This is a genomic window from Aquabacterium humicola (assembly GCF_030167915.1).
In the GTDB taxonomy this organism is placed as follows: domain Bacteria; phylum Pseudomonadota; class Gammaproteobacteria; order Burkholderiales; family Burkholderiaceae_C; genus Pseudaquabacterium; species Pseudaquabacterium humicola.
Genome location: NZ_JARGNB010000002.1, coordinates 188,282 through 212,412, shown reverse-complemented (window position 1 = coordinate 212,412; position 24,131 = coordinate 188,282). Strand labels below are relative to the sequence as shown.

20 protein-coding genes are annotated in these 24,131 nt (G+C 72.3%); 15 read left to right on the top strand and 5 right to left on the bottom strand.

The features are described from left to right. Positions 1-15: 15 nt before the first annotated feature. Positions 16-1,101, top strand: coding sequence for a GGDEF domain-containing protein (locus P1K89_RS11235; protein ID WP_284616541.1), 1,086 nt, complete (start codon positions 16-18; stop codon positions 1,099-1,101). Between the two features lie 199 nt (positions 1,102-1,300). On the opposite strand, the gene P1K89_RS11230 is transcribed toward P1K89_RS11235, so the two are convergent. Continuing rightward, positions 1,301-2,818, bottom strand: coding sequence for a S10 family peptidase (locus P1K89_RS11230; protein WP_284616540.1), 1,518 nt, complete (start codon positions 2,816-2,818; stop codon positions 1,301-1,303). 40 nt (positions 2,819-2,858) lie between these two features. Further along, on the bottom strand, positions 2,859-3,626 hold the full coding sequence (locus tag P1K89_RS11225; protein WP_284616539.1) for a 2OG-Fe dioxygenase family protein: 768 nt from the start codon (positions 3,624-3,626) through the stop codon (positions 2,859-2,861). 82 nt (positions 3,627-3,708) lie between these two features. Here P1K89_RS11225 and P1K89_RS11220 point away from each other — a divergent pair, with 82 nt between their 5' ends. The 3 genes from P1K89_RS11220 (at position 3,709) to P1K89_RS11210 (ending at position 7,863) form a co-directional block, all read left to right on the top strand. After that, positions 3,709-3,918, top strand: coding sequence for a hypothetical protein (locus P1K89_RS11220; RefSeq protein WP_284616538.1), 210 nt, complete (start codon positions 3,709-3,711; stop codon positions 3,916-3,918). 50 nt (positions 3,919-3,968) lie between these two features. Further along, positions 3,969-7,064, top strand: coding sequence for a hybrid sensor histidine kinase/response regulator (locus tag P1K89_RS11215; RefSeq protein ID WP_284616537.1), 3,096 nt, complete (start codon positions 3,969-3,971; stop codon positions 7,062-7,064). A gap of 97 nt (positions 7,065-7,161) precedes the next feature. Beyond that, on the top strand, positions 7,162-7,863 hold the full coding sequence (locus tag P1K89_RS11210; protein WP_284616536.1) for a PEP-CTERM sorting domain-containing protein: 702 nt from the start codon (positions 7,162-7,164) through the stop codon (positions 7,861-7,863). A gap of 6 nt (positions 7,864-7,869) precedes the next feature. On the opposite strand, the gene P1K89_RS11205 is transcribed toward P1K89_RS11210, so the two are convergent. Then, entirely contained in the window at positions 7,870-9,921 is a 2,052-nt protein-coding gene (locus tag P1K89_RS11205; RefSeq protein ID WP_284616535.1) for a M3 family metallopeptidase, read from the bottom strand. Positions 9,922-10,075: 154 nt separating this feature from the next. Here P1K89_RS11205 and P1K89_RS11200 point away from each other — a divergent pair, with 154 nt between their 5' ends. Genes P1K89_RS11200 through P1K89_RS11185 form a run of 4 tightly spaced genes read left to right on the top strand, consistent with a single transcriptional unit; the run spans position 10,076 to position 14,097 of the window. Continuing rightward, complete coding sequence (locus P1K89_RS11200) at positions 10,076-10,606, top strand: SRPBCC family protein (RefSeq protein WP_284616534.1); 531 nt, start codon at positions 10,076-10,078, stop codon at positions 10,604-10,606. Further along, the gene (locus P1K89_RS11195) at positions 10,603-11,646 is read left to right on the top strand and encodes an oxidoreductase (RefSeq protein ID WP_284616533.1); all 1,044 of its coding nucleotides are present in this window, start codon (positions 10,603-10,605) and stop codon (positions 11,644-11,646) included. Before P1K89_RS11200 ends, P1K89_RS11195 begins: the two co-directional genes overlap by 4 nt. A 10-nt stretch (positions 11,647-11,656) precedes the next feature. After that, a complete protein-coding gene (gene ypfJ / locus P1K89_RS11190) occupies positions 11,657-12,520 on the top strand; it encodes a KPN_02809 family neutral zinc metallopeptidase (RefSeq protein ID WP_284616532.1) in 864 nt (287 codons plus the stop codon). Between the two features lie 47 nt (positions 12,521-12,567). Further along, a complete protein-coding gene (locus tag P1K89_RS11185; RefSeq protein ID WP_284616531.1) occupies positions 12,568-14,097 on the top strand; it encodes an AMP nucleosidase in 1,530 nt (509 codons plus the stop codon). A 16-nt stretch (positions 14,098-14,113) separates the two neighbouring features. On the opposite strand, the gene P1K89_RS11180 is transcribed toward P1K89_RS11185, so the two are convergent. Next, positions 14,114-15,046, bottom strand: a complete 933-nt coding sequence (locus P1K89_RS11180) for an MBL fold metallo-hydrolase (RefSeq protein WP_284616530.1) — start codon at positions 15,044-15,046, stop codon at positions 14,114-14,116. A 66-nt stretch (positions 15,047-15,112) separates the two neighbouring features. Between P1K89_RS11180 and P1K89_RS11175 the strand changes: the two genes are divergently transcribed. From P1K89_RS11175 to fusA, 6 genes are all read left to right on the top strand, one after another. Next, positions 15,113-15,616 (top strand): MerR family transcriptional regulator, encoded by a 504-nt coding sequence (locus P1K89_RS11175; RefSeq protein ID WP_284616529.1) that lies wholly within the window; start codon positions 15,113-15,115, stop codon positions 15,614-15,616. Positions 15,617-15,690: 74 nt separating this feature from the next. Further along, the gene (locus P1K89_RS11170; RefSeq protein ID WP_284616528.1) at positions 15,691-17,178 is read left to right on the top strand and encodes an efflux transporter outer membrane subunit; all 1,488 of its coding nucleotides are present in this window, start codon (positions 15,691-15,693) and stop codon (positions 17,176-17,178) included. Then, a complete protein-coding gene (locus tag P1K89_RS11165) occupies positions 17,175-18,497 on the top strand; it encodes an efflux RND transporter periplasmic adaptor subunit (protein ID WP_284616527.1) in 1,323 nt (440 codons plus the stop codon). The genes P1K89_RS11170 and P1K89_RS11165 overlap by 4 nt, the downstream gene beginning before the upstream one ends. A 67-nt stretch (positions 18,498-18,564) precedes the next feature. Then, complete coding sequence (locus tag P1K89_RS11160) at positions 18,565-19,284, top strand: ABC transporter ATP-binding protein (protein WP_284616526.1); 720 nt, start codon at positions 18,565-18,567, stop codon at positions 19,282-19,284. Positions 19,285-19,290: 6 nt separating this feature from the next. Next, entirely contained in the window at positions 19,291-20,508 is a 1,218-nt protein-coding gene (locus tag P1K89_RS11155) for an ABC transporter permease (RefSeq protein ID WP_284616525.1), read from the top strand. Between the two features lie 159 nt (positions 20,509-20,667). Next, positions 20,668-22,740, top strand: coding sequence for an elongation factor G (fusA, locus tag P1K89_RS11150; protein WP_284616524.1), 2,073 nt, complete (start codon positions 20,668-20,670; stop codon positions 22,738-22,740). Here fusA and P1K89_RS11145 read toward each other — a convergent pair. Then, positions 22,737-23,294 carry a hypothetical protein gene (locus tag P1K89_RS11145; protein ID WP_284616523.1) on the bottom strand — a complete coding sequence of 186 codons (558 nt, stop codon included), beginning with the start codon at positions 23,292-23,294 and terminating at the stop codon, positions 22,737-22,739. The two genes, fusA and P1K89_RS11145, sit on opposite strands and share 4 nt — an antisense overlap. A 134-nt stretch (positions 23,295-23,428) precedes the next feature. On the opposite strand from P1K89_RS11145, the gene P1K89_RS11140 reads away from it, so the two are divergent. Beyond that, entirely contained in the window at positions 23,429-23,992 is a 564-nt protein-coding gene (locus P1K89_RS11140; RefSeq protein ID WP_284616522.1) for a YaeQ family protein, read from the top strand. Positions 23,993-24,131 lie beyond the last annotated feature (139 nt).

The window sequence follows — 24,131 nt, the reverse complement described above, 5'->3', positions numbered from 1 at the left end:
GGGAGGGACCACGGCTTGAACGAGGCTGACTTTCTCGCGCTCGCGCAACTGCTCGAGGGCCAGGGCCTGGGTTTCGCGCTGACCGACACGGTCGGCCGGGCGCTGGTCAGCAACAAGCTGCACCGGCACGGCGCGTCGCGCGGCCACACGCTGACCCTCAACGATGGCCGCCGCGTCGCGATCCTGCCGCGCCCGGTGGACACCGACCTGCGCTTCAAGCTGCTGGCCGAACACTCCACCGACCTGATCGTCGCGGTCGATGCCGACCTCGCGATCCGCTACGCGTCACCGGCGACCCGAACGCTGCTCGGCAGCCAGCCGCCGGAGCTGCACGGCCACACGCTGGCCGAGCTGCTGGTGCCCGAGGACCGGGCCGCCTTCATCACCCGCCATTTCACCAAGACCGCGCAGCAGGCCCGCGGGCCCGACCTGTTCCGCGTGCTGCGGCGCGACGGCGGCACGCGCTGGGTCGAGGCGCGTGTTGCGTCGCTGCCGCCGGGCAACGGCCTCGGCGACTACCTCGTCACCCTGCGCGACGCCGAGCAGCGCCGCCGCGCCGAGGAAGCGCTGGGCCAGGCGAATGCCGAGCTGTCCGCGCTGGCCTCGACCGATGCGCTGACCGGCCTGCCGAACCGGCGCCAGTTCGACGCGACGCTGCAGAAGGAGTGGTACCGCGCGCTGCGCGACGGCGCGCCGCTGGCGCTGATGATGATCGACGTCGACCACTTCAAGGCGCTGAACGACCTCTTCGGCCACCAGACCGGCGACAGCTTCCTCGCCCGCGTCGGCCGGCTGATCCGCGACAGCGTGCGCCGCGCCGGCGACATGGCCGCGCGCTACGGCGGCGAGGAGTTCGCGGTGGTGCTGCCCGGCACCGGTTCGTCCGGCGCGCTCGACACCGCCGAAACCATCCGCCGCGCCGTCGCCAGCGCCGACTACTCGGCGATCGTCGAAGGCGGCTACCCGATCAGCGTGAGCATCGGCGTCGCCGCCAGCGTGCCGCTGGCCGGCGCCGGCGCCGCCGCGCTGGTGCACAACGCCGACGCGGCGCTGTACCAGGCCAAGCGCAACGGCCGCAACCGGGTCGAGATCCTCCAATAGCTGAAAAAAATCCCCTGGTGCGGTCACACACCAGGGGAAATGCTCCTCATCGCTTTCGCCGCTGTCGGAGGGCCGGAAGCATCGGTTCCGGCACAGCAGCGAGTGCAGACTACGCCCGCACCGGCTGCCGTGCATCCGTGAAAAACCAGAGGAACTTTTGGCCCCGTGCCGTATTCCACGGCAAACGCCTTGCCGCGTGTCAACGCGATCCGGCTTCCAGCCATGCAGCGAGATCGTCCTTCAGCTGCTTCAGGTCCGCCGGCCGGGTGTAGAACATGTGCCCGGCGTCGTAGTAGCGGTGCGTCACCCGCTTCATGACCTCGGCCGGCACGTCGAGCTGCGCCAGCGACCAGTCCGATGCCGAATACGGCGTGCCCAGGTCGTAGCGGCCGCTGGCGGCCAGCACCCGCAGGTGCGGGTTGCGCCGTAAGGCCCTTCCCAGGTCGACGCTGGTGCAGGTGAACCCGTTGGCCTCGTGCATGCCCTCGCCGCTGCCGCGCGTCCATTTCCAGCCCCGGTTGACCTCTCGCGACAGCACCTCGTAGCGTGTCTCGGTCGGAATGCCGAGCGCGGCGTAATTGGCCAGCGCCGCCGTCGTGTACGGCGCGGCGATCGCCTCGATGCCGGGATCGAACTCCCAGTCGCGCGTGCGGCTCGCGGCCATCGGACCGGTGACGCGCGCCTCGAGCCGGCCGACGATGCGGCCCTCGTCGCGCAGCGCCTCGAAGAAGAAGGTCTGCTCGCTGATGCGCAGGTTCTTCTCCTGCACCAGCGCCGGCGCCAGGCCGGTCAGTTCGGCGATGCGCTTCTCGATGCGCGTGCGCGCGCGCCCGTCCAGGCGCGCGCCCAGGTGCAGCGCGCCAAGATAGTCCTCGGCGACGAAGGCCTCGGCGGCAGCGCGTGCGGCCTCCGGCGATTCGCTCAGCGAGCCCTTCAACCGGCCGTGGAACTGCGCGACGTTGGCGAAGGCCGGCAGGAACAGCGCGTAGGGCAGGTCGTTGCGCGGCGCGAAGACCAGCGTCTGCAGGTCCATCGCGCAGGACACCAGGATCACGCCATCGAAGACCAGCCCGAGGTCCAGCATCTTGTCGGCCAGCGCCGCGCCGCGCGTGGTGCCGTAGCTCTCGCCCGCCAGGTACAGCGGCGCGCCGAAGCGGCCGTTGCTCGCCAGCCAGTGGCGCATCGCCTCGGCCAGTGCGTCGACGTCGCCGTCGACCGACAGCAGCGTCTTGCGCGCGGCGTCGTTCACCGCCAGCGAGTAGCCGGTGTGCGGCGGATCGATGAACACCAGGTCGAAGTGTTCGAGCCAGGTCAGCGGGTTGTCGACCAGCGTGTAGGGCGCGCGCGGCATCGTGCCGTCGTCGTTGATCGGAACCCGCTTCGGGCCCAGCGCACCGAAGTGCAGCCACACCGAGCTCGAGCCGGGCCCGCCGTTGAAGGCGAAGCACACCGGGCGCTGCTTCCCCTCCTGGGGCGCGACGCTGTAGGCGATGGTGAAGATCGCCGCCTGCAACTCGCCGCGCTGCGCGTCGATGCCGCCCTGCGCCACCGGCACGAAGGCGGCGCGCACGCCGTAGTCGAGGCGCCGGCCGCCGGCCAGCGTCACCGAGCCGCTGCCGAGCGCCGGTGCGCGGGCCAGCAACTGCTCGACCTTCTCGCGCTGGCGCTTGTCGGCATCGGCATCCTGGGGTTTGTCGTTGTTCGTCTTGTCGCTCAAGGTCGTCTCCGCAATGTCGTTGTCGTGGGGACCCGCCGGTTCAGGCGGGACCCTGGAAGCCATGCCGGCGGAAGGTCAGCACCAGCGTGTCGCGGTGCCGCGGCTCGTTCGGCGAGGCCGGCTGGATCGGTGTCGTCTCGTGGATCACGCGCTCGTCGTCGAGCAGCAGCACGCTCCACGGCTCGGCCAGCGTGAAGCGCATGCCCTGCGGGCCGCGTGCGTCGAACACCCGCGTCTCGCCGCCTTTCACGCCGTGGCGGCCGACCATCAGCACCGCGACGAGGTCGACGCCGTCACGGTGCGCGCCTTCGGGTGTCGGTCGGCCGATGCCGTCGGTGGTGTCGATGCGGAACGGGTGCGCCTCGACGTACCACGGCGCATCGGCCGCGCCGTCGCCGCGAAGGTGGGAGGCCCGGTCGGCCAGCGCGACCAGCAGCTTCGCCCAGTGAGGATCGTCGGTCATCGCCGGCGCCATCGGCTCGAACCAGCGCTCGATGCCGCCGTGCAGCGCGTTGTACTCGACGGGCTGCCAGTGCGCCCGGTGCGGCGCCGCCTGCAGCCGCGACACCGCGCCGGCCGAACCCGGCGCGACAACGAAGCAGCCGTGGCGCCGCCGCCGGTAGCGGCCGCCGTCGCGCAGGTGCGGATCAGGCGGCAGCGCGTCCCAGCAGCCCCGCCAGGCCTCGAAGTCGGCCACCGCGACACCGGCCAGGCGGGCCAGCGACGGGGCGTCCAGCACCGCATAGCCGCTGGCGGCGAGTTGCGCATCCAGGTCGGCCAGCGCGGTCAGGGGCGGCGGCAGGCTCATCAGAGTCCTCTCTCTAGCGGTGGTCGGCTTGTCGGCGCCGCGGGCCGTCGCAACGTTGAGTGCTGACGCATTCTCGCTTGCCATGAACGACGTCAACGCCTCCACCCGCCTGCTGGTCGACTGGGTCGACCTCAAGTGGCTGATGGCCGCCGAAGGCCACTGCGTCGACCTCGACCGGCTGACCAGCGACCCGCTGTACGCCTCGCGATGCTGCGAGCTGGCGCAGGCCTCGCCGCAGGCCGCGCTGCGCCGGCTGGCGAAGCGGCTGCGCGCGGCGCAGGTCGCGGTTTAGACTGCGCCGACCTCCTGCCGCCCGACGGCTGTCCTGCCGGCGGCCTTTCGATGACGCCGCAGCACCCGCCGGCCCCGCCGGACATCGCCGCCTACGAGTTGCTCGACCTGCCGGTGGCGCTCACCGATGCGCAGGGCCGGCTGCAGGCGGTCAACCAGGCCTTCGTGCGTTTCACCGGCTTCGCCGACCCGGCCCGCTGGGTCGGCCACCGCTTCGACGAACTGCTGTGCGACAGCAGCACCGATCCGGCGCTGCGGTTGTGGCTGCTCAAGCGCCTGCGCACCGGCGAGGGCTTCGCGCCAGTCGACTTCAACGGCCAGGACGCGCGCGGCGCGGCACTGCATGCGCAGCTGGGCCTGCGTTTCGCGCCCGACGGCAGCGGGGTCCTCACGCTGCAGCCAGCCGCGCGCACGCAGGCGCTGGTGGCCGACCGGCGGCGGCTGACCGAGCTGCTGGACATGGCGCAGGACTACGGCCACATCGGCGTCTGGGAACGCGACGTGCGCACGCTCGAAGGCCGCTGGGATCGCCATGTGTGGCAGTTCTGGGGCCTGGACCCGCGCAGCGGCGCGTTGAGCTTCGACACCGCGCTGAGCGGCGTCGTGGCGGAGGACCGCGAGCCGCTGGAGACGCTGTTCAAGCGCTCGCTGCAGCGCTGCGGCCGCTACGCCATCCGCTTCCGCCTGCGCTCGGGCGACGGGCGGCTGCGCCATGTGCGCTCGCAATGGGAAGTGCGCCCCGGCGCCGACGGCATGCCCGAGCGCGCGCTGGGCGTGCTGATGGACGACACCGAGGCCTTCCAGCTGGCGCAGACCTACGGCGAGACCCATGCCCAGCTGCGGCTGGCGATGGACCTGGCCGACATCGCGCTGTGGCGCTACGACGCGGCGCGGCGCCGCGTATATGCCAATGAACGCGGCTGGGCGCTGCTGTCGCGGCCGGCCCCCGAGGACGGCCTGCCTGTGCGCGCGCTGCTGCGACTCGTCGACCACGGCGATCGCGCCGAGCTGCGCGAGCGGCTGCGCCAGGCGCGCGCGCAGGACGGTGCGGTGGAGATCGGCCTGCGCATGCGGCGCGGCGACGGCGAGCTGCGCTACCTGATGGCGCGCTGCATCGCCCAGCACGCCGAAGCCGGCCCCGCGCTCGGCGCCTATGTCGGCGTGGCGATCGACATCAGCGAGCGCTTCGAGCAGTCGAGCCGCGAACTGGCGCTGGCGCGGCGCCTGGAGATGGCCACCGGCGCCGCCGGCGTCGCCGTGTGGACGCTGTCGCTCGACACCGGCGAGGTGCACTGGGACGAGCAGATGCGGCGCCTGCACGGCGGTGCCGAGGCGGTCGTCTCGCCGACCGTGGACGATTACATCACGCGTTATCTCCATCCCGACGACCGGGCCGCCGCGCTGAAGGCGGCGCAGGCGACCCTCGGGCGCCAGGGCCGGCTCGTCGACGTCGACCTGCGCATCCTCCGGCCCGACGGCAGCGAGCGGCGCGTGGCCTCGCGCACCTCGTTGGAGATCGGCCCGGGCGGACGCACGCTGGCCGGCGTGATGCTCGACGTCACCGAGCGCCACGCCGCGGAGGCACGCCTGCGCGAGGCGGCGGAGCGCATCGCGCTGGCCACGCGCGGCGCCGGCATCGGTACCTGGACCACCGACGTGGTCGCCGAACAGGGCTGGTGGGACGAGCAGATGTACCGCCTGCGCGGCCGCGCCCCGCTGGACGGGCCGATCAGCCGCGAGCTCGCGCTGACCTGGGTGCATCCGGCCGACCGCGAGATGGTGACGAACGAGATCCGCGCCTCGAGCGCCGATGGCCGCGCGTCGAACTACGCCTTCCGCGTCGTCTGGCCCGACGGCAGCGTGCACTGGCTGGCGTCGCGCTCGGTGGCGATGCACGACGACAACGGTCGCACGGTGCGGCGCATCGGCATCAACTGGGACATCACCGACGCGCGCGCCGCCGCCGAGGCCCAGGACGAGATCCGGCTCGCGCAGCGCGAGAGCCAGGCCAAGTCCCGCTTCCTCGCGCGCATGAGCCACGAGCTGCGCACCCCGCTGAACGCGGTGATGGGATTCGCGCAGCTGCTGCTGGCGGACGGCCCGGCCCAGGACGCGGCGATGGTGCAGCGGCGCGCCGAGCACATCCACGCCGCCGGCAAGCACCTGCTGCTGCTGATCAACGACGTGCTCGACCTGTCGAGCCTGGAGTCCGGCGAGCGGCCGCTGGAGCTCGTCGCCGTGCCGCTGCAGCCGCTGCTGCAGTCGGTGCTGCCGCTGATCGAGCACATGGCGCAGGCGGCGGACGTCGCGATCCGCTGCGGTGCGCTCGAGGGCGCGGTGCGCGGCGACCCGATGCGCTTGCGCCAGGTGCTGATCAACCTGCTGACCAACGCCATCAAGTACAACCGCGCCGGTGGCTGGGTGCGCATCGGCGCCGAAGCGGCCCCGGCCCCCGAGACCGGGCGCGTGCGGCTGGTCGTCGAGGACGGCGGTCGCGGCATGACCGCCGAGCAGCTGCAGCAGGTCTTCGAGCCCTTCAACCGCCTCGGCCGCGAAGCCGAGGGCATCGACGGCACCGGCATCGGCCTGGCCATCGTGCAGGCCTCGGTGCAGCGCATGGGCGGGCGCATCGAGGTGCGCAGCGAAGCCGGCATCGGCAGCGCGTTTGCCCTGGTACTCGACGCGGCCGATCCGGCCGACGACACGCTGCCCGACAGCGGCTTCCAGCCGCTGGCCGCCGAGGCGCAGGCGCCGCCGGCGGCCGCGCGGCGGGTGCTCTACATCGAGGACAACCCCGTCAACCTGCTGATCGTCAGCGAGCTGCTGAGCCGCCGGCACGACCTTCACTTCGATGCCGCCCCGGACGGCCTGAGCGGCATCGCGCGCGCCCGGGCCACGCAGCCGGCGCTGATCCTGATCGACATGCAGTTGCCCGACATCGACGGCCACGAGGTACTGCGCCGCCTGCGCGCCGACCCGTCGACCGCCTGTATCCGCTGCGTCGCGCTGTCGGCCAATGCGATGCCGGACGACATCCGCCGGGCCCTGGCGGCGGGCTTCGACGACTACTGGACCAAGCCGCTGGACCTCCGCCGCTTCATGGCCTCGCTGGAGGCCCTGCTGAGCCCCGCGCCGCCCCCCGCTTGAGTGGCCCCGACGTCGGGGGAAGCGGGACTTATTGCCGCTCGAGTATCACTTTTAGCACCTAGACTCCGGTTCGTTGCAATTTGTATCCGGAGCCTCCATGCCCTTCCCGTCCCCGCGTCGTCTCGTGCAGGCCCTCGCCGCGCCCCTACTGGCGGCCGCCGCACTCTCGGCGCAGGCCGCACCCGTGTCGGTCGCCGTCAGCGGCTTCAGCTTCACACCGGGCGGTGGCTACGGCGTCGATGCGGCCGAGAACAGCGGCACGCTGCTGGACGTGCTGTTCAGCAGCGCCGGCTTCGGCGGCAGCAGCTTCTCGCTGGCCACCGCCGGCGCGGCCTACACCTTCGACGTGGGCAGCGTGCAGCTGCGCGAAGCCAACGCCCACGGCGGCATCCGCGCCGCCGAAACCGACGGCCTCGGCGTGCTGGCGACGCTGACCTTCGCCAGCCCCTTCGCCGCCCCGCTGGCCTTCCAGTTCACCGGCGACGCCGTCGCCGGCTCGGTGTCCGACAGCTGGGTGGACCTGACGCTGTCGTGGACGCCGATCGAGTGGGTACTCGCCGATGGTGCCGTGCTCGGCATCGCGCTGAATGCGCTCGAGTTCACCACCCAGCAGACCCTGACGCAGACCGCGACGGTCACGCTGCTGCAGGCCGCGCCGGTGATCACCGTGCCGGTGGACAACGGTCCGACCGGCGGCACCGCCGGCACCGGCGCCGCCGCAGTGCCGGAGCCGAGCGCGTGGCTGCTGGCCCTCACCGCCCTCGGCGCGCTGGGCCTGTCGCGCCGCCGCCGCGGCTGAAGGCGCCTACAGCAGCCCGCGGTCCTTGAGCATCGGCTCGAGCCGCGGGTCGCGGCCGCGGAAGGCGCGGAACGCGGCCCCCGGCTCGACGCTGTTGCCGCTGCCGTAGATCCACTGCCGCAGGCGTGCGGCGGTCGGCGCGTCGAACGCGTCGCCGGCCTCGACGAAGGCCTCGAAGGCGTCGCAGTCCAGCACTTCGGCCCACAGGTAGACGTAGTAGCCGGCCGCGTACGACGCACCGGAGAACAGGTGCTGGAAGTGCGGCAGCCGGTGGTTCATGCCGGCGGCCGCCGGCGCGCGCCGGTCGGCCAGCACGCGGCGCTCGAAGTCGACGATGTCGTCCACCGGCTCGGCCGCCTCGTGCGCGGCCATGTCGACGATCGCGCTGGCGGTGTAGCGCACCGTCTCGTAGCCCTGCCCGAACTTGCGCGCGGCCTCGATGCGCTCGATCAGCGCGTCGGGGATCGGCTCGCCGGTCTGGGCATGCAGCGCATGGGCCTTGAGCACCTCGCGCTCCTGTGCCCAGTGCTCGAACAGCTGCGACGGCAGCTCGACGAAGTCGCGCAGCACCTTGGTGCCGGACAGGCGCGCGTAGCCGACGTCCGACAGCAGGCCGTGCAGGCCATGGCCGAACTCGTGGAACAGCGTGCGCACGTCGTCCAGCGACAGCAGCGTCGCTTCGCCCGGCGCGGCCTTCGCGAAGTTGTTGTTGTTCAGGATCACCGGCCGCACGGCCTCGGCGCCGTCGCCGCCGTTGCGGTGCTGCCAGCGCAGTGCGCTCATCCACGCGCCGCTGCGCTTGGCGGGGCGCGAGAAGTTGTCGTGCAGGAACAGGCCGATCGAACGCCCCGCGGCATCGCTGACCTCGTAGGCCAGCACGTCGCCGTGGTAGGCGGCGAGGTCGTCGCGGCGGGTGAAGCGCAGGCCGAACAGCCGGCCGGCGCAGTCGAAGACCGCGGCCACCATGTTGGGCAGCGCGAAGTACGGCTTCAGCTCGGCTTCGTCGACCGCGAAGCGCGTCAGGCGCACCTTCTCGGCCCAATAGCGCCAGTCCCAGGGCTCGATCGGGCCGGTCACACCGGCGCGCGAGCGCGCTTCGTCGAGCAGCGAACGTTCGGCGTCGAAAGCCACCAGCGCGCGTTCCCAGACCTCGTCCAGCAGCTTCCAGACCTGCGCGCGCGTCTGCGCCATCGTGTCGCTGAGCGCGTAGTCGGCATAGGTCGGGAAGCCGAGCAGCTGCGCCTGCTCCCGGCGCAGCGCGAGGATCTCGCGGGCCAGCGGGCGGTTGTCGTGTTCGCCGGCCTGCTCGCCGCGGCCGACCCACGCGCGCCAGGCCTGCTCGCGCAGGTCGCGGCGCTCGGAGAAGGTCAGGAAGGGCACGATCAGCGAACGCGACAGCGTGACCACCGGCCCGTCCAGCCCGCGTTCGCTGGCCGCCTGGCGGGCAGCCGCGCGCACGAAGTCGGGCAGCCCGGCCATCGCGGCCTCGTCCGGCAGCGGCAGCGTGTAGGCGGCCTCGTCGTGCAGCACGTTCTGGCCGAACGCCGTCGTCAGTTCGGCGAGCTTCTGCACCACCGCGGCATAACGCGCACGTGGCGCGTCCGCGAGTTGCGCGCCGGCGCGCACGAAATCGATGTGGAAGCGTTCGACCAGGCGCTGCTGCTCGGGCGTCAGGCCGCTGTCCGCGCGACGCGCGTGCACCGCGTCGACGCGAGCGAACAGCGTCGCGTCCTGGTAGACGCTGCTCCAGTGCGCGGCCATCGGCCCGGCCAGCTCGCGCTGCACCGCCTGCAGCGCGGGCGAGGTGGCCGACGCGGTCAGGTTGTAGAAGGCGGCCTCGATGCGGGTGAGCAATTCGCCGGCACGGTCGAAGGCGGCGATGGTGTTGTGGAAGTCGGGCGCGGCGGCCTGCTGCGCGATCGCCGCCAGCTCGGACTTGTGCAGCCGCATCGCACGTTCGAGCGCCGGGCGGAAGTGTTCGGGCTTGGCCTGCGCGAACGGCGGCAGTCCGAAGGGCAGGTCCCAGTCGACCAGCAGCGGGTTGGTTTCGGCGTCCAAAGAAGTCTCCATGTCTGCGCGGGTGGCCGGCTCGTGGCCGCCTCGCGCCAAGGTCTTGCCAGGGTCTTGCGATCGGCGGCAATGATGCCATTGCGCCCCGACACGAATCTGGTGAGACTGCGCGCCACACTGGACACCGCAGGGGCATGCGCGCATGAAGCTCGTCAAGTGGCTGCTGATCGCCGTGCTCGGCCTGGCGGCCGTGCTGTTCGTCGGCGGCCTCTTCCTGTCGCCGCAGTTCAAGGTCACGCGCAGCATCACCATCGCCGCGCCGGCCGACAAGATCTACGCGCTGATCGCCGACCCGCGCGCATGGAACCGCTGGGCGGTGTGGAACCAGCGCGACCCGCAGATGAAGATCGAGTACAGCGGGCCGCCGTCCGGCAAGGGCGCCACCTGGGCGTGGCAGAGCAAGAGTGAAGGCGATGGCCGCATGACCTTCACCGAGGCCGTGCCGGGCCGCCACGTGATCTACGAGCTGTACTTCCCCGATTTCGGCACCACGTCGCACGGCGAGATCGAGATCGCGCCCGACGGCGCCGGCCACCGCGTGACCTGGGCGATGAACGGCAACATGGGCCGCAACCCGCTGTTCCGCTGGCTCGCGCTGAATGCCGACAGCATGGTCGGCAACGATTTCGACGCCGGGCTCGCGAACCTGAAGGCGCTGGCGGAGAAGCCGTGACCGCTGCCTTGAACGTCGGCCTCGTCGGCTTCGGTTATGCCGGCCGCACGCTGCATGCGCCGCTGATCCGCGCGACGCCCGGGCTCGTGCTCGCCGCGGTGTCGAGCCGCGATGCCGGCGCGGTGCAGGCCGCACTCGGCCCGGACGTCCGCGTGCATGCCAGCGCCGACGCGCTGATCGACGACGCTTCGCTGGACCTCGTGGTGCTCGCGTCCCCGAACGCCACGCATGCGCCGCTCGCGCGCCGCGCGCTCGAGGCCGGCCGCCACGTCGTGATCGACAAGCCGATGGCGCTGCACGCCGCCGAAGCCGCGCCGCTGCTGCCGCTGGCGCAGGCAGCCCGGCGCGTGCTGAGCGTCTTCCACAACCGGCGTTTCGACGGTGACTTCCTCACCGCGCAGGCGCTGCTGGCCGACGGCACGCTGGGCCGCATCACCGAAGCGCGGCTGCATTTCGACCGCTACCGGCCGCAGGTGCGCGCCCGCTGGCGCGAAAGCGCCGAACCGGGCGGCGGGCTCTTCGCCGACCTGTCGCCGCACCTGATCGACCAGGCGCTGCAGCTCTTCGGCGAGCCGGTCGCGCTGTCGGCCGACATCATGATCCTGCGCGACGGCGGCCTGACCGACGACGCTTTCGAGTGCCGGCTGCGTTATGCCAGCGGCCTGCGCGTGACGCTGGCCGCGAGCATGCTGGCCGCGCTGCCGGGCCCGCGTTTTGCGCTGCATGGCACGCGCGGCAGCTGGACCTCGTGGGCGCTCGATCCGCAGGAAGACGCGCTGAAGGCGGGCCTGTCCCCGGATGCCGCCGAAGCCGCCCCCGGCGAGCTGTGCATCGTCGAGGGCGACGCCGGCGAGCCCCGCGCACGGGCCTGGCCGACCCGCTCGGGCCGCTGGAGCCACTACTACGCGCAGCTGCGCGACGCGATGCTCGGTCGCGGGCCGAACCCCGTGCCGCCCGACCAGGCATGCCGCGTGCTGAAGCTGCAGGACCTCGCCCGCGCGGCTGCCGCGGCGCGGCGCGAGCTGCCCGTCGAACCTTGAGGAGACCGTCATGCGACTCGATGGCCATCGTGAAAGCTCGAACGTCGAGGATGCCCGCGGGCTGGGCGGCGGTGGCGGCCGGCGCTTCATCGGCGGCCGCGGCATCGGCATCGGCACGGTGGCGGTCGCGCTGGTGGCCGGCTGGATCTTCGGCATCAACCCGCTGACGATCCTCGGCGCGCTCAGCGGCGGCGGCATGCCGGTGGCCGAGCAGCAGGCCCCGGCCGGCGCGCCGCCGGCGGACGATCCGAAGGCGCGCTTCGTCTCGATGATCCTGGCCGACACCGAGGACGTGTGGCGCGCGCAGTTCCAGGCCATGGGCCAGACCTACCGCGAGCCCAAGCTGCGCCTGTACAGCGGGTCCGAGGTCACCGCCTGCGGCGGCGGCGAAGCGGCCATGGGACCGTTCTACTGCCCGGCCGATCAGAAGGTCTACATCGACCTGTCGTTCTACGAGGACATGCGCAGCAAGCTCGGCGCGCCGGGCGACTTCGCACAGGCCTATGTCATCGCGCACGAGGTCGGCCACCATGTGCAGAACCTGCTCGGCACGTCCGAACGTGTGCAGCAGGCGCGCGCCCGCAGCGACCAGCGCACCGGCAACCAGCTGAGCGTCGCGCTCGAGCTGCAGGCCGACTGCTACGCCGGCGTCTGGGCGCACCACGCGCAGCGCGCGCGCCAGGTGCTCGAGCAGGGCGACATCGAGGAAGGCCTGAACGCCGCGTCGAAGATCGGCGACGACGCGCTGCAGAAGGCCGCCGGCCGCCGCGTCGTGCCCGAGAGCTTCACGCACGGCAGCAGCGCGCAGCGCGTGGCGTGGTTCAAGCGCGGCCTGCAGGGCGGCTCGATGCAGCAGTGCGAGACGCTGCGCTAGCGTAGCGCACGTCGGGCGCGCGTCCGCCCGCGCTGGCAAAATGGGCCATGACGAGCCCGACGCTGATCACGACGCAGACCTTCGCCGACGCCGACGCGGCCCTCGCGCACGCGGCGACCATCTACCAGAGCGGCATCCAGTACCTGCGCCAGACCTTGCAGGACTTCGTGACCGGGCACACGCCGTCCGCCCGCGTGCGCGCCTGCTACCCGTTCGTGCGCGTGCGCACCCACACCGTCGTGCGGGCCGATTCGCGGCTGTCCTTCGGCTTCGTCGCCGGCCCCGGCGTCTACGAGACGACGCTGACGCGGCCCGACCTCTTCGCCGACTACTACCGCGAGCAGTTCCAGCTGCTGCTGAAGAACCACGGCGGCGTGCTCGAAGTCGGGCTGTCGAGCCAGCCGATCCCGATCCACTTCTCGCTGGCGCAGCACGACCACCTCGAAGGCACGCTGTCGCCCGAGCGCCGCGTGCTGATGCGCGACCTGTTCGACCTGCCCGACCTCGCGGCGATGGACGACGGCATCGCCAACGGCACGCAGGAACTGCGCCCCGGCGACCCACAGCCGCTGGCGCTGTTCACCGCGCCGCGCGTGGACTATTCGCTGCACCGGCTGCGCCACTACACCGGCACGAACCCCGAGCACTTCCAGAACTTCGTGCTGTTCACGAACTACCAGTTCTACATCGACGAGTTCGTGCGCCTGGGCCACGAGATGATGGCCAAGCCGCTCGGCCAGGGTGGCGGGCTGCTCGGCGACGCGCCGGAGCAGGCCGTCGGCAGCGACGGCTACGTCGCCTTCGTCGAGCCGGGCAACGTCGTCACGCGGCGTGCGGGCATGGCGCCGGAACCCGAGGACCAGCTCGGCGCGCCGCCCCCGCGGCTGCCGCAGATGCCCGCCTATCACCTGATCCGACCGGATCGTTCGGGCATCACGATGGTCAACATCGGCGTCGGCCCGGCGAACGCCAAGAACATCAGCGACCACATCGCGGTGCTGCGCCCGCACGCCTGGCTGATGCTCGGCCACTGCGCGGGCCTGCGCAATACGCAGCAACTGGGCGACTACGTGCTGGCCCACGGCTACGTGCGCGAGGACCACGTGCTCGACGAGGAGCTGCCGCTGTGGGTGCCGATCCCGCCGCTGGCCGAGGTGCAGCGCGCGCTCGAGCAGGCGGTGGCCGACGTCACCCGGCTCACCGGCTTCGAGCTCAAGCGCCTGCTGCGCACCGGCACCGTCGCGTCGACCGACAACCGCAACTGGGAGCTGCTGCCGCACCCGGGTCCGGAGCGCCGCTTCAGCCAGAGCCGCGCGGTGGCGCTGGACATGGAAAGCGCGACCATCGCCGCCAACGGCTTCCGCTTCCGCGTGCCCTACGGCACCCTGCTGTGCGTCAGCGACAAGCCACTGCACGGCGAGATCAAGCTGCCCGGCATGGCCAACCAGTTCTACCGCGAGCGCGTCGACCAGCACCTGCGCATCGGCATGCGTGCGGTCGAGCTGCTGCGCCGCCAGCGGCTGGACCAGCTGCATTCGCGCAAACTGCGCAGCTTCGCCGAGGTGGCCTTCCAGTAGCGCCCGCCACCGGCCTTCAGTCGATCCAGGCGGGAAAGCGGCCGAGCCGGTCGAACACGGCGCCGTCGTGCGCCGGCACGATGACCAGCGCCGGGTCACGCGCGGCCGCGGCGCGGATGCGCTCGATCGCCCGCTGCGTGCCGTCCACGTCGGCATCCACCAGCAGTCGCGCGGCCCAGATCTTGGGCCGACCCTCGGCCAGCGCGCCGCTGTGCCAGAGCACGTCGCCGACGAAGAAGAAGCGCCGCCCCGAACCGGTGGTCAGGAACAGGCCCACCGAGCCGGGCGTGTGGCCGCGCATCGGCACGAACACCACGCTGCCGTCGCCGAACCAGTCGCGGCTGGTCTCGAAGCCCTCGTGCGCCGGTCCGTCGAACACCAGGGCATGCCAGCTCAGCGGCTTGTCGCTGACCTGCGAGGGCCACGCGGTGGCGACGCCGGCGCGGGCCTGGCGGATCTGCGCCAGTTCCTCGGCGGCGGCGTAGACCTCGGCGCCGGGAAACTCCTCGAGCGCGCTGGCATGGTCCCAGTGCGCATGGCTCAGCACGATGCGCTGCGGCAGCGGGACGCCCGCGGCCCGCAGCTGCGCAGCCGCGGGCCGCACCGGCTGCTCGTAGCCGAAGGCGCCGCGGGCCCACCACGGCATGTCCTGCGCGAACTGTTCGGCGATGCGGCCGCCCAGGCCGGTGTCCAGCATCAGCGTCTGGTCGCCATGGCGGATCAGGAACGCGGCGAAGACGCTGTGCGCCTTCTCGCCGAAGCGGCCGCCGGCGAAGAGCATCGCCTCGCGCACCGTCACCTGGCCGGTCGGCAGGATCGTGAAGCTGGCCTGGGGCCGCGCCGCGACGGTCGGCGCCCGCGCCGCGGGCGCATCGGGCGCGGCGGCGGCGTCGGTGCCGTGAACCACGCAGAGGATTGAGACGAGCAGCGCTTGCAGCAGGGTCGGCATGGGGTCGGGACCGGAGGGTCGGCGTGTGGACAATGGCCGGCAGCCTAAAGTCTGGAGTCCACTCCAATGTCAAGCCTTCCGCGCCCGTCGTCGATGAGCATCGGCCTGCTCGCCGAACAGAGCGGCGTGTCCACCGACACGCTGCGCTTCTACGAGCACCAGGGCCTGCTCGACACGCCGGCACGCGGTGCCAACGGCTATCGGCGTTATGGACCGGAGGCCCTTGCCCGCGTGCGCTTCGTGCGCGGCGCACAGGCGCTGGGCTTCTCGCTCGCCGAGATCCGCAGCATCGTCGGCCGGCTGGCCGCGGGCCTGGTGGGTCGCGCCGACCTGGAGCGCGCGCTGCAGGTCAAGATCGACGATGTCGACGCGCACATCCGCCGCCTGCGGGACCTGAAGCGCGCGCTGCGTGCGGCCGCCGGCATGCTGGACTGCGTGCCGGCCGACGCGGTGCCGATCGCGAGCGCGACGCCGAAGGCGCGCAATCCGCGCACACCCGCCGCGCGGGCTTCGCCGAAGCGGCGTTCGCCAGGGGCATCGCGTCATCCCCCATTCGCAGGGGGGCAATGATTCTTTACCGCCCGCCGCCGAACGCTTGACGCCGGCTCGGTACAAACCCGAGGACGATGATGACGCGCCCCCGGATGAGCCTCCCGAACCGCACCCCGCTCGTGCTGCTGCTGGCCGCCGCGCTGGCGGCGGGTTGCGCCGCTCCGCCGCGGCGTGAGGCGGCGTCGACGCTGCAGCCGCCGTTGGCCGAGCGCTGGCAGCGTGCGCCGGCCGACGTCGCTGCCGGCCCGGCCGATGCGCAGGCGCTCGCCGCGTGGTGGCGCGGGGTCGACGATCCGCTGCTCGCCACGCTGGTCGACGAGGCGCTGGCCGCCAACCTCGACCTGAAGAGCGCGCAGGCCGCGCTGGCCCGGGCGCGGGCACTGCGCGACGTCAGTGCCGCCGGCGCCTCGCCGCAGGTCGGCAGCAATGCCTCGGCCAGCCGCAATCGCAGCAATGAACGCAACAGCACCAGCCTGTCGCTGGGCCTCGACGCCAGCTGGGAGCCCGATGTCTTCGGCGCGATCGGCGCCGGCATCGCCGCTGCCGACGCGCAGGCCGAGGCCAGCGCGATGAACCTCGCGGCCACGCGCATCGCGGTCGCCGGCGAGGTGGCGCTGGCCACCCTGCAATGGCATGGCACGCGGCGCCAGATCCGCGTCGCCGAGGACAACCTCGCGCTGCAGGCCGAGTCGCAGCAGGTCGCCGAATGGCGCTCGGGCGCCGGCCTCGCGACGGTGCTCGATGTCGAGCAGGCGCGTTCGTCGGCCGAGCAGACACGCGCGCGCATTCCGGCGCTGCGCTCGACCCTGCAGCAGACCGAACACCGCCTCGCGCTCCTGCTGGGCCAGCCGCCGACGGCATTGACCGAGCGCCTGTCGCGCATCAGCGTCCCGGCGACCGCCGCCGCGCTGCCCACGTTGCCGGCCCTGCCCGCGGTCGGCCTGCCCGCCGACCTGCTGCGCCGGCGCCCGGACATCCGCGCCGCGGAAGCGTCCGCCACCGCGGCCCTCGCGACGCTCGCGCAGCGCGAGGCCGAGCGCCTGCCGAGCTTCTCGATCAGCGGCCGGCTCGGCCTGCAGGCGCTGACACTGGCCGCGCTGGGCCAGCCGGGTGCGCTGGTCGCCGGCCTGACGGCGGCTGTGCAGTGGCCGGTGATCGACGGCGGCGCGGGGCGCGCGCAGGTCGCCGCGCAGCAGGCGGCGCTGGACAGCGCGCGCTTCGCCTACCGCTCGGCGGTGCTGGTCGCGCAGCAGGACGTGGAGAACACGCTGGCGGCGATCGTCGCCGGGCGCGACCAGGTCGCCAGCCTCGAACGCGCCGCCGCGGCGGCGACCGAAGCCGCATCGCTGGCGCGGCTGCGCTACCAGTCCGGCACGATCGACTTCACGCCGCTGCTCGATGCGCAACGCAGCGCTTTGTCGGCCGACGACGCGCTCGCGTCCGCACGCACCGAGCTGGCGCTGAACCAGGTGCGCCTGTACAAGGCCCTCGGTGGGGGCTGGGATCCGTCCACCACCGCCGGCACGCCGGCTGCCGCGTCCGCTTCGACCTCCACCACCATCGCCGGGACCCGACCATGAAACCCAGCTCCCGCGAAGAAGCCGCCGCGCTCGGTGCCGTGCTGGGCGACGCGGCCCACCGCCCCTGGTGGAAGCACACCACCGTCTGGCTGATCGCCGCCGCGCTGCTCGCGGCCATCGCCGGCCTCGCGTGGTGGAACCAGTCGAACCAGGCCGCCCAGGCGCCGCGCTACGTCACGACGCCGCTGGCGCGCGGCAACCTCGCGGTCACCGTCACCGCCAACGGCACGCTGCAGCCGACGCGCTCGGTGGCCATCGGCAGCGAGCTGTCGGGCACCGTCGCGCGCGTGCTGGTCGATGTCAACGACACGGTCAAGAAGGGCCAGCTGCTGGTCGAGCTCGACACCGCGAAGCTGCAGGACGCGCAGGCCGCCTCGCGCGCCGACCTGGCCGCCGCCGAAGCGCGCCAGCGCCAGGCGGCGGCGACGGTCACCGAGGCCACCGCGGCGCTCGGCCGGCTCGACGAGCTGGCCCGGCTGTCCGGCGGCAAGCTGCCGTCGAAGGCCGAGCTCGACGCCGCGCGCGCGACGCTGGCCCGTGCCAACGCCGATGCCGGCTCGGCGCAGGCGGCGGTGACGCAGGCGCGCGCCAACCTGTCGACCGCGCAGACCAACCTCGGCAAGGCGGCGATCCGCTCACCGATCGATGGCGTGGTGCTCAGCCGCTCGGTCGAGCCGGGCTACGCGGTGGCCGCCTCGCTGCAGGCGGTGACGCTGTTCACGCTGGCCGAGGACCTGTCCAAGCTGAAGCTGTCGGTCAATGTCGACGAAGCGGACGTCGGGCAGGTGAAGGCCGGCCAGAACGCGCGCTTCACCGTCGCCGCGCAGCCGGGCCGGCAGTACCCGGCCACCGTCACCCGTGTCGCCTACGGGTCCACGACCACCGACAACGTCGTCACCTACACCACGCTGCTCGACGTCGCCAACGCCGACCTGAGCCTGCGCCCGGGCATGACCGCCACCGCCACCATCGCCGCCCAGGAGCGCCGCGGCGTCTGGCTGGTGCCCAACAGCGCGCTGCGCTTCAGCCCGGCCGACAGCGCCGCCGCGGCCGGCGGGCGCAGCAGCAGCGATCCGGGCATCCTCGGCCGGCTGTTGCCGCGGGCGCCGGGCCTGGGCGGCCGCCGCGGCGGCAACAACGCCGACGTGCGCGGCGGCACCGGCGAAGGCCGCATCTGGGTGCTGCGCGGCGGCCAGGCGGTGCAGCTGAAGGTGAGCAAGGGCCTCAGCGACGGCCGCCACACCGAGGTGTCCGGCGAAGGCCTCGCCGAGGGCCTGCCGGTGATCACCGACCAGACCGCCAACGGCGCGTCGACATGAGCCCGCACGGCCGTCCGAAGGGCGAATTCCCCCTTGGGGGGACGGGCCGCAGGCCCAAGGGGGCCACATGAGCGAGGTGCCGCTGATCCGCCTGCGCGGACTGACCAAGACCTACGGCACCGGCAGCGCCGCGTTCCAGGCGCTGCGCGGCGTCGACCTGCAGATCGAGGCCGGCGAGTTCGTCGCGGTGATGGGCCCCAGCGGCTCGGGCAAGAGCACCGCGATGAACCTGATCGGCTGCCTCGACACGCCGACCGCCGGCAGCTACCGCTTCCGCGGCATCGAGGTGGCCTCGCTCGACCGCGACCAGCGCGCGCTGCTCAGGCGCCACCAGTTCGGCTTCGTCTTCCAGGGCTTCCACCTGCTCGCCCGCACCACCGCGCAGGAGAACGTCGAGCTGCCGCTGCTGTACCGCGGCAGCGGCCGCAAGGAGCGCCAGGCCCTCGCGCGCGAGGCGCTGGCCCGCGTCGGCCTGACCGGCTGGGAGACGCACACGCCGGCGGAGCTGTCCGGCGGCCAGCAGCAGCGCGTGGCGATCGCCCGCGCGATCGTCACCCGCCCGACGGTGCTGCTGGCCGACGAACCCACCGGCAACCTCGACAGCGCGCGCAGCGTCGAGATCATGGAACTGCTGACCGAGCTGAACCGCGACGGCATCACGGTGGTGATGGTGACGCACGAGCCGCCGATGGCCGCGTACGCGCGCCGCATCGTGCACTTCCTCGACGGCGTCGTGGCGCGCGAGGAGCGGCCGGCGACGCAGTCCGCCGTGCCCCAGGAGGCGTGACGTTTCATGTGGGGCAATACGCTGCTGCTGGCGCTGCGCGCGATCCGCCGCAACCTGATGCGCTCGGTGCTGACGACGCTGGGCATCGTCATCGGTGTCGCCGCGGTGGTCACGATGGTCACCGTCGGCCAGGGCGCGACCTCGGCGGTGAAGACGCAGATCGAGAGCCTGGGCAGCAACCTGCTGATGGTGCGGCCGGGCCAGCGCATGGGCCCGGGCAGCGGCGGCGGCGGTGCGCCGACCTTCAAGATGGCCGACGTGCAGGCCATCGCCAGCCAGATCGGCGGCATCGCGGCGGTGGCGCCGGAGGTTCGTTCCGGCGTCACCGTGGTGGCCGAGGGCAGGAACTGGTCGACCAGCGTCGCCGGCACCACCAACGAGTACTTCCAGACCAACAACTGGCGCCTGGCCGCCGGCCGGGTCTTCGAGCCGGCCGAGCTGGAAGCCGGCGCCCCGGTCTGCGTGATCGGGGCGACGGTGCGGCGCGAGCTCTTCGGCCGGCGCGATCCCGATGCGGTGCTGGGCCAGCCGCTGCGCGTCAAGCAGTTCAGCTGCACCGTGGTCGGCCTGCTGGCCGGCAAGGGCCAGGCGGCGATGGGCATGGACCAGGACGACACCGTGATCCTGCCGCTGGCCACGGTGCAGCGCCGCGTCACCGGCTCGACGCGCATCAATACGCTGCTGGTGTCGATGAACGCCACCAGCGACGCCGAGCGCGTGAAGGCCGCGCTGACCGACCTGCTGCGCGAGCGCCGCAAGCTCAATGCCGGCGACGAGAACAACTTCAACATCCTCGACACGCAGCAGGTGGCCGAGACGCTGTCGGGCACCACGCGGCTGCTGACCTCGCTGCTCGGCGCGGTGGCCGCGGTGAGCCTGCTGGTCGGCGGCATCGGCATCATGAACATCATGCTGGTCAGCGTCACCGAGCGCACCCGCGAGATCGGGCTGCGGCTGGCGATCGGCGCCTTCGAGCGCGAGGTGCTGGCGCAATTCCTGGTCGAGGCGGTGGTGCTGGCGGCGCTGGGCGGCCTGGCCGGATTGATGCTGGCGACGCTCGCGTCCTGGGCCATCGCGCAGCTGATGAGCGTGCCCTTCCTCTTCAACCCCGGCATCAACCTGCTGGCCTTCGCCTTCTCGGCGGCCATCGGCGTCGTCTTCGGCTTCGTGCCGGCGCGGCGGGCGGCCCGGCTGGATCCGATCGAGGCGCTGCGGCACGAGTAGGGGGGCGCCGGGCCCTCCCGCCGCCACCCCCTGTCCGGCGGTCAGCCGCGTTGATTTCCCCCGATTGCGTTGCGCCGCCGACAGGCATAGGCTGGGCTCACGAAGACGGCGGCCCGTTCCCGCCCGGCCCGGGTGGACGGCGCACGCGAAGGAGAACGCATGCCAAGCCCACTCCCGTCCGGCGCCGCCACGGTGGCCGACATCCGCACCCTGGCGCTCGTCGGACCTGCCGCCGCCGGAAAGACCAGCCTCGCGGAGGCCTTGCTGCACAAGTCGGGCGCGATCGGCGCCCAAGGATCCCTGGAGCGCGGCTCCACCGTCAGCGACTGGGACCCGCTCGAACGCCGCATGCAGCACTCGCTGAACGCCAGCGTGATGCACACCGCGCATGCCGGCACCCGCATCCACTTCATCGACACCCCTGGCGGACCGGACTTCGTCGGCCAGAGCCTGCCGGCGCTGGAAGCGGTGGAGACCGCAGCCGTGGTGATCAACGCCGCCGTCGGCATCGAGCCGATGGCCGTGCGCATGATGGAGTACGCCGCCGAGCGCCAGCTCGACCGCATGATCATCGTCAACAAGATCGATGCGCAGGGCATCGACCTGTCGGCGCTGCTGGGCCAGATCCAGGCCGCCTTCGGCAAGGAATGCCTGCCGCTGAACCTGCCCGACGAGGGCGGCGCGAAGGTGGTCGACTGCTTCTACAACCGCGAAGGGCACTCGGACTTCGGCTCGGTCGACGCGGCGCACCGCGCGCTGGTCGAGCAGGTGGTCGAGGTCGATGCCGCGTTCGTCGACCGTTATCTGAACGACGGTGACATCGACGCCAGCGAGCTGCATGCCCCGCTGGAGCAGGCCCTGCGCGAAGGCCACCTGATCCCGGTGTGCTTCGTGTCCGCACGCACCGGCGCCGGCATCGCCGAGCTGCTGGACGTGATCGTCAAGCTGCTGCCGCACCCGGGCGAGGGCAATGCGCCGGACTTCCTCAACGGCGAAGGATCCGACGCGGTGCTGATGCACGCGCAGCCCGACCCGGACGCCCATGTGCTGGCGCATGTGTTCAAGATCGCGGTCGATCCCTACGTCGGCAAGATGGGCGTGATCCGCGTGCACCAGGGCACGATCACGAAGGACAGCCTGCTCTACGTCGGCGACGGCCGCAAGCCGTTCAAGGTCGGCCACCTGTTCATGCTGCAGGGCAAGGACCATGTCGAGGTGCCGCGCGCGATTCCCGGCGACATCTGCGCCATCGCCAAGGTCGACGAGCTGCACTTCGACGCCGTGCTGCACGACGCGGCCGAGGACGACCACATCCACCTGAAGCCGCTGCCCTTCCCGGTGCCGGTGCACGGCCTGGCGATAGCGCCCAAACGGCGCGGCGACGAACAGCGCATGTGGGAGATCATGAGCAAGCTGGTCGACGAGGACCCGTGCCTGAAGATCGAGCACGTGCCGACGACCAACGAGACCATCATCTACGGCCTCGGCGAGCTGCACCTGCGCATGCTGCTGGACCGGCTGCGCGAGGTCTACCGGTTCGAGGTCGACACCCGCCCGCCGCGCATCGCCTACCGCGAGACCATCACCGCGAATGCCGAGGGCCACCACCGCCACAAGAAGCAGACCGGCGGCGCCGGCCAGTTCGGCGAGGTGTACCTGAAGGTCGAGCCGCTGCCGCGCGGCGCGGGCTTCGAGTTCCTCGACCAGGTCAAGGGCGGCACGATTCCCAACCAGTTCATCCCGGCGGTCGAGAAAGGCGTGCGCGAGGTGCTGGCCACCGGCGCGATCGCCGGTTATCCGGTGGTCGACGTACGGGTGATCGTCTACGACGGCAAGAGCCACTCGGTCGACAGCAAGGAAATCGCCTTCGTCACCGCCGGCAAGAAGGCCTTCATGGCGGCAATCCGCGAGGCGCGGCCGATCGTGCTGGAGCCGATCGTCAACGTCGAGATCACCGCGCCCGATTCGGCGATGGGCGACATCACCGGCGACCTGTCGGCCAAGCGCGGCGTGGTCAGCGGCACGCACAACGGCGTGGGAACCGGAGGACAGGGCACGATGGTCGTCCAGGGCCAGGCGCCGCTGTCGGAGCTGTCGGGTTACCAGTCGCGCCTGAACGCGATGACCAGCGGCCAGGGCCGCTACACGCTGGCGCTGTCGCACTACGAGCCGGTGCCGCCCACCGTGCAGCAGCAGCTGATGGGCAGCTTCAAGGCCAAGGACGAGGACTAGGGACGTTCGGTCCGGCCCGGTGCGCTGCCGAAGGCCGGCACCTTCGGCACCGCGGGCATGGCGGCCGGCGGCTTGAACTCGGCGCGCGACCGGCCCTCGTGCCACCAGGCCGCGGCGCCGATGACGGCGAACACCGTCACGACGACGGCGAGCACGCCGGCGGCGCGCGCCGCCGGGCTCCACCGCCCGAGCAGAGTCGACGCCGCGCCACCGGCTGACGGCCGCTCGAGCCGCGCGAGGATGAGCCGCCACGCGGCGGCCTCGTCGACGCCCGCCGCACCGGCCTGGCGCGTGATCTCCCAGTCGAAGAAGCGCCGCAGGAAGGCGAGCAGCGCCGCCTCGGAGTCGAAGTGCTCCAGGCCGGTCCACTCGCCGTGGTCGGCGCGCACGAAGCGGCGGCCGTCGAAACGGATCGTCGTGCCGCCTTCCTTGTGCGAGGTGGAGAACCGGGCGCCGCGGCGCAGGCCGCGCACCACGGCGCGCTGCAGCTCGGCCACGTCGCCCGAGGGCTCGGCGCCGGGCCGGGGGGATGCATCGGGGGCGGAGGTCGGCACGGTGCTCCTGTTCCGTCGGTATCGGATGGCGACGGCCCGGACTGTGCGCGATGGCCGTTTCATGCACATCGCGCACGATGCGCCGGCTTGTTGCGATTGTTGCCCGCGGCGTTCGAAGTACCATCCCGCCCCTCATGGCCCTCAAGTCAACCATCTACAAGGCGACGATCCAGCTCGCCGACATGGACCGCCACGTCTACGGCGAATACCCGCTGACGCTGGCGCTGCACCCGTCGGAAACCGAAGAACGGCTGATGGTGCGCGTGCTGGCCTTCGCGCTGCAGCTGCCGGCCGACGACCAGCGCGGCATGCTGCAGTTCGCGCGCGGGCTGTCGGACACCGACGAGCCCGACCTGTGGCAGAAGGACCTGACCGAGCAGATCGTGCACTGGATCGAGGTCGGCCACCCCGACGAGCGCCGCATGGCCAAGGCCTGCGCGCGCTCCGAACGGGTGACGATCTATGCCTACGCCGCGTCGACGCCGGTCTGGTGGGCGGGCCTCGAGACCAAGATCACCCGGCTGCGCAACCTGCAGGTCTGGCAGCTGGCGGCCGACGAGTCGCAGGCGCTGGCGGCGATGGCCCAGCGCTCGATGCAGCTGCAGGTGCAGATCCAGGACGGCCACGTCTGGGTGCGCGACGAGAAATCGGCGGTCGAGGTGCTGCCCAAGCCGCTCTGGCGCCCAGAAAACCCCTGACGCCTCGCACCCGGCCGGGCTTTTATCATCCGGCCACCGCCCCAACACCAGCGGCCCCATGAGGGCCGCTGTCGTTTCATGCCCCGCGTTCTGACCTCCCTGCTGCCCGCGCTGCTGCTGGCCGCCACCACCCCCTTGA